The 6,000-nt window shown below is 72.8% G+C and carries 3 protein-coding genes; all 3 read left to right on the forward strand.

Going from position 1 to position 6,000, the window contains the following annotated elements; all coding sequences use genetic code 11:
- Positions 1-193 precede the first annotated feature (193 nt).
- Positions 194-3,064, forward strand: a complete 2,871-nt coding sequence (locus AQI88_RS28160; protein ID WP_067004453.1) for a DEAD/DEAH box helicase — start codon at positions 194-196, stop codon at positions 3,062-3,064.
- A complete protein-coding gene (locus AQI88_RS28165; protein WP_067004455.1) occupies positions 3,061-4,338 on the forward strand; it encodes an SWIM zinc finger family protein in 1,278 nt (425 codons plus the stop codon). Before AQI88_RS28160 ends, AQI88_RS28165 begins: the two co-directional genes overlap by 4 nt.
- Before the next feature lie 133 nt (positions 4,339-4,471).
- The gene (locus tag AQI88_RS28170) at positions 4,472-5,812 is read left to right on the forward strand and encodes an esterase-like activity of phytase family protein (protein ID WP_067004457.1); all 1,341 of its coding nucleotides are present in this window, start codon (positions 4,472-4,474) and stop codon (positions 5,810-5,812) included.
- The last annotated feature ends 188 nt before the right edge of the window (positions 5,813-6,000 follow it).

Below are 6,000 nucleotides of genomic sequence, written 5' to 3' on the forward strand. Positions count from 1 at the left end.
CGGCCACTGCCGCTCTCTGCTCTGGAAACGGCGCCGCGCTCCCAGCGGTTCCGGACCCCGACCCTGAGACATCCCTGAGACGTACCCCCTAGTGGCCCAGGTCACAGCCTAAGCCTTCCGGATACACGCCTGGCGTGCTGTAGCCTCAGCGACCCCAAGTGAGTAGTCAAATTTGAGGAGTGCGGGCATACCTGTGCAGAGGATTTCCACGGCACCCCCCTCCGAGCTACCCGAACTGTCCCGCTGCTGCGCGGTGTTCCTGCCGTCCGACCCCGCCCGCGCCGGCCTGATGGCCTTCTGGCGGCCGGACGGCGAGCCGCTCCCCGTCGTCGCCGGGGGCTCCGTCTCGGAGCTGGATCTGGTGATGCCCGCCCCGGACCGGGCCGTCCAGCGGGTACGGCTGGCTGTCCTGCTGCTGCCGGTGCGTGCCGCCCTCCCGGTGCTCACGCGCGCGCGTGCGGAGCCCGGGAGCCACCGGGCCACAGCCTTCTGGGGCACGGCCGGCCTGCTGGCCTTGCACCTCCTGGCGCGGGGTCTGCTCCTGCCCGGTCTCTCCCCGGGTGATCACGACGCATGGCGGGTGGGGCCGCTGTCCGTGCGCGACGCGGAGCTCGTGCGCGAACTGGCCGCGGCCATGCCTCCGGAGGCACACGCCGTGCCGCTCTCCGCCGACGGGCAACCCAGGCTGCCCGACCCGGAGCGGCTGCTGCGCGCCTTACTGGACGCCGTCGCCGACACGCTCCCCCGCACTCCCGCCGCACCGTCCGTGACGGGCGGCACCGCCTACGCGGCACCCGAGCCGCAGCAGTTGCCCGTCCTGCGGGCGTGGGCCGACGACATCGCCGCGGGACACGACGCGGGTGTGCGCCTGTCGCTGCGCGTGGAAGCGCCCGGCCTCCACGACGCCGAGCGCGAGGACGACGCTCCGGTGCCGTTCCGCGCAGTGCTCCAGGTGCATGGCGTGAGCGGGTTTGCAGACGTCGCGGACGCCGCCGAGCTGTGGGCCGCCCCGGGAACCGGGCACGAGGCGTTCGGCCCGCGCGCGCGGGCGGACGCACTGCTGGCGCTGCGCCGGGCGGCCCGGGCATGGCCGCCGCTGACACCTCTGCTCTCCGCCGCCGCTCCCGACGGCGTGGATCTCGCCGACGACGAGATCGCCGAACTCCTGGGAGAGGGCGCCCGGGCGCTGGGCGCGGCAGGCGTCGACGTGCACTGGCCGAAGGAGCTGTCGCGCGAGCTGACCACGCATGCGGCCGTCGGACCGCCGGACGACGGGAGGGCCGTGGGCGAGAAGGCCTCGGCGCTGCCGACGTTTCTCTCGGCGGACGCCCTGCTCACCTTCCGCTGGCAGTTCGCGCTGGGCGGACAGGAGCTGTCGCGCGAGGAACTGGACCGGCTCGCGGAGGCCAAGCGTCCCCTCGTACGGCTGCGCGACCGATGGGTTCTGGTCGACCCGCGCGAGGCCGACCGCGCCCGCGCCCGGCAGGACCGCTCCATGGCCCCGGTCGAGGCGCTGGCCGCCGCTCTGACGGGCTCGGCCGAGGTGGACGGCCACCGGGTCGAGGTACTGCCCACGGGGTGGCTGGCGCGGCTGCGGGAGCGGCTCGCGGATCCGGAGGCGGCGCGGCCCGTCGGTCAGCCCGCGACGCTCGCCGCCACCCTGCGCGATTACCAGCTGCGGGGCCTCGGTTGGCTGGCCCGGACGACGGCCCTCGGGCTGGGCTGCTGCCTGGCCGACGACATGGGTCTCGGCAAGACGGTCACACTGATCGCGCTGCATCTGCACCGGCAGACGGACGCCTCGGCGGCCGGTCCCACTCTGGTGGTCTGTCCTGCGTCGCTGCTCGGCAACTGGCAGCGCGAGATCGAGCGGTTCGCTCCCGGTGCGCCGGTGCGCAGGTTCCACGGGCCCGGGCGCGCTCTCGATTCCCTGGCGGACGGGGAGTTCGTGCTCACGACCTACGGCACGATGCGCCTGGACGCCGGGCGGCTTGCCGAGGTGGCCTGGGGCATGGTCGTCGCCGACGAGGCGCAGCACGTGAAGAACCCGTATGCGGCGACCGCGCGTGCGCTGCGATCCATCGGCGCGCGCGCACGCGTGGCGCTCACCGGTACACCGGTGGAGAACAACCTCACGGAACTGTGGGCGATCCTCGACTGGACGACACCGGGGCTGCTCGGCCGTCTCGGCCCCTTCCGCGCGCGTTATGCGCAGCCGGTCGAGGGCGGCCGGGATCCCGCAGCCGCGGAACACCTCGCACGGCTCGTGCAGCCGTTCCTGCTGCGGCGCCGGAAGTCGGACCCCGGCATCGCGCCGGAACTGCCCCCGAAGACCGAGACCGACCATCCGGTGGCACTGACCCACGAACAGACGGGCCTGTACGAGGCGTTGGTGCGCGAGACCCTCGACCGGATCGCGGCCGCCGACGACATGGCCCGTCGGGGCCTGATCGTGAAGCTGCTGACCGGGCTGAAGCAGATCTGCAATCATCCGGCGCAGTTCCTCAAGGAGGACGATCCGCGGCTCCCGGGGCGCTCGGGGAAGCTGGAGCTGCTGGACGAACTGCTCGACACCATCCTCGCGGAGGGATCGGGTGTTCTGGTCTTCACGCAGTACGTGCGGATGGCCCGCCTGCTCGAACGGCACTTGACGGCCCGCGGGGTGCCCTCGCAGCTGTTGCACGGCGGCACCCCGGTCGCCGAGCGCGAGACGCTGGTGCGCCGCTTCCAGGAGGGCGAGGTGCCGGTGTTCCTGCTGTCGCTGAAGGCCGCGGGAACGGGCCTGAACCTCACGCGAGCGGAGCATGTCGTGCACTACGACCGCTGGTGGAACCCGGCGGTCGAGGCGCAGGCCACCGACCGCGCGTACCGGATCGGGCAGACCCGCCCGGTGCAGGTGCACCGGCTGATCGCCGAGGGGACCGTCGAGGATCGCATCGCGGAGATGCTCGGGCGCAAGCAGGAACTGGCGGACGCCGTGCTCGGCGCCGGCGAGGCCGCACTGACCGAGGTGACGGACGCGGAACTGGCCGCACTGGTGGAACTGCGCGGGGAGGCGCGATGAGCCGCTACGACCACGAGCTTGACCTGGAACGCACGTTCGCCGCGCTGCCGCCCGCGCGGGGGCGCGGCTTCGCACAGACCTGGTGGGGCCGCACCTGGCTGGGGGCGCTGGAGGACGCGGCGCTGGACGCCGCGGCGGTGAAGGCGGGACGACGCCTCGCGCGCGCGGGCGCAGTGGGCGCGGTGACCGTGCGACCGGGCCGGGTCACCGCTGTCGTCCGCGATCCGAAAGGGGTGGCGCACCGGGCCGACGTCCTGGTGCCCGAGCTCTCCGCAGAGCAGTGGGTCCGGTTTCTGGACCTGGCCGTGGAGCAGGCGGGACACCTGGCCGCGCTCCTCGACGGGGAACTGCCCTCCCACCTGATCGAGGACGCGGCGGTCAGCGGGATCGACCTGTTGCCGGGTCCGGGCGATCTGGAGCCCGAGTGCGACTGCGGCACATGGGACCACTGCGGGCACACCGCCGCCCTGTGTCACCAGGTGACGCGTCTGCTGGACGAGGATCCCTTCGTGCTGCTACTGATGCGCGGTCGGGCAAAGAGGGTGCTCCTTGAGGAGCTGCACCTGCGGAGCGCCTCGTCCCCGGACGAGCCCGCCGAGGGCGTGGACGCGGCGGAGGCCTGGGCGGCCGCGGACATCCTGCCTCCGCTGCCTGCCCTGCCCGGCCTGCCGAAGACCCCCGGCGGACCGCCGTCCTTCGACACCGAGGTGGCGCCGGCACCAGGGATCGACCCTGCGGCACTCGAGTACCTGGCCGGGCGGACAGCTGTGGAAGCCCACCGGCTGTTGGTACACGCTCTCAGCGCCGGTGGACAAGGGGACGGCGCCCTCATGGAGTTGACGACCACTCAGGACGCCGTACGGCTGGCCGACGGGACGACGCCTGGCGCTGTGGCCGACCGGCTCGCCGAGGGGTCGGAGCGGGGCCGCGACGGTTTGGCCACGGCCGTCCGTGCCTGGCGCGTCGGAGGTGCGGCAGCCCTGGCCGTGCTCGACGAGCAGTGGCGGGTGGAGGGTGCGGCCCTCGCACGCGCGCGTGCGGCCCTGGAAGCGGCCTGGGAGGGGCCGGAGCGGCCGTCGTTCCGGCCGGTCGGCAACCGGTGGACCGTCCCGGAGGAGCAGGTCCAGCTGCGGCTCGGCCGGGACGGCCGCTGGTGGCCGTACCGCGAGGAGGACGGCTGCTGGGTCCCGGCCGGCGGTGCCGACCCGGATCCGGCAACGGCACTGTCAGCCGCACGGCCGCAACCGGACGACGAGCCGGCCTCAGGTACCTGACAGGCTGTCACTGCTTCGCAACGGGAGCGACTCGACCAGAGGCGGACGCCGCTTGTTCACCCGTCGGACGTGCGGGGTTCCTCCCATGACCCAAAGGTGGCCGCAACCAACGGAGTTGTTCCCAGGAGGCTCGATGTCCCCGTACGCCAGCGGCCGGCGCCGTACTCACCGTTCCGTCGCCTCGGGCCTGCCCCTGGCCCTGGCCGCCGCCCTGGTGGCCGCGGGAACGGCCGCGGCGGCGCCGTCCGGAGATGCCCGTGTCGTCCGCACGGCGACGCTCGGGGAGATCCCGCTCGGCGCGTTCAGCAACGCGCTGCTGCCCGGCAGCGTGGACGACGACCGCGGCGTGCATCTGGGCGGCATCGGCAGTGACATCTACCCGGCGGGCCGCAAGGGTGAGTACTGGACGGTGACCGATCGCGGCCCCAACGGCCAGATCAAGGTGGATGGCAAGAAGCGCCGGACGTTCCCGGTGCCGGGCTTCGATCCCGCGATCGTGAAGATCCGGGTCTCCGGGGACGCGGTCGACGTGATCGACGCGATCCCGCTCACCACGTCCTCGGGGAAGGCCGTCACCGGGCTGCCCGACCAGAAGGGCCGCGACGAGGCCCCGTACACCTACGACGCCTCAACGCCGCTGTCTTACAACCCGAACGGCCTGGACACCGAGGGCATCGTGCGCGCCGAAGACGGGACCTTCTGGCTCGTGGACGAGTACGGGCCCTCGCTCATCCACGTCTCCGCGCGCGGGAAGGTGCTCACCCGGTACGTGCCCAAGGGGCTGAACCTCACCGGGACCGACTACCCGGTGGTGGAGTCCCTGCCGTCGGTCCTCCTGCACCGCAAGACCAACCGCGGCTTCGAGGGGCTGGCGCAGCTTCCCGGCGGCGATCTGGTGATGGCCCTGCAGAGCCCGCTCTCGCTGCCCGACGCGAATGCCGGGGACGCCTCGCGCACGGCCCGTCTCCTGCGCTTCTCACCGAAGAAGAAGGCCGTCACCGCCGAGTACGCCTACCGGTTCGACCCGGTGAACGTCGTCGACCCCGGTGAGGAGGACACCTCGGAGCTGAAGATCTCCTCAGTGGTGGCCGTGGGCGGTGACTCACTGTTGGTGGAGGAGCGCACCGACAAGGCGGCCCGGCTGCAACTGGTCAGGCTGGGGCGCAAGGCCGACATCCTCGGTGGCCCCTGGGACGACGACACGACGTCTCCGTCGCTGGAGCAGCTGGACGACCCGGCCGCCGCAGGTGTCCCCGTGCTGGCCAAGCGGCTCGTGGTCGACCTGGGCAAGGTCAGCGGCGTGCCGGGGAAGATCGAGGGCATCGCGCGCGTGGACCACGACACGCTCGCTCTCATCAACGACAATGACTTCGGGATGACCGACGGTGCGGGCGCGTTCGACGCCCAGGGGCGTCTGGTCGACAGCGGCATCAAGACGACCGTGGTCTACGTCCGGCTGCCCGAGAACTGCTAGGAGGGGCTTTCAGGGCAGTCCGTCCGGGAGAAAGGGCAGGAGCGTCTCCAAGTCGCTCGGGAGTGTGCTCGGGAAGCCGGACGGCAGTCCGTTCGGCAGCCGCGACGGCAGCCGGCTGGGCAGCTCGGTGGGGAGGCCGAAGGACGGCCGGGCAGAGCGGCTCGTGGTCGTACCGCTGCCCTCCGGCC

Source organism: Streptomyces cellostaticus, assembly GCF_001513965.1.
Taxonomy (GTDB): Bacteria; Actinomycetota; Actinomycetes; order Streptomycetales; family Streptomycetaceae; genus Streptomyces; species Streptomyces cellostaticus.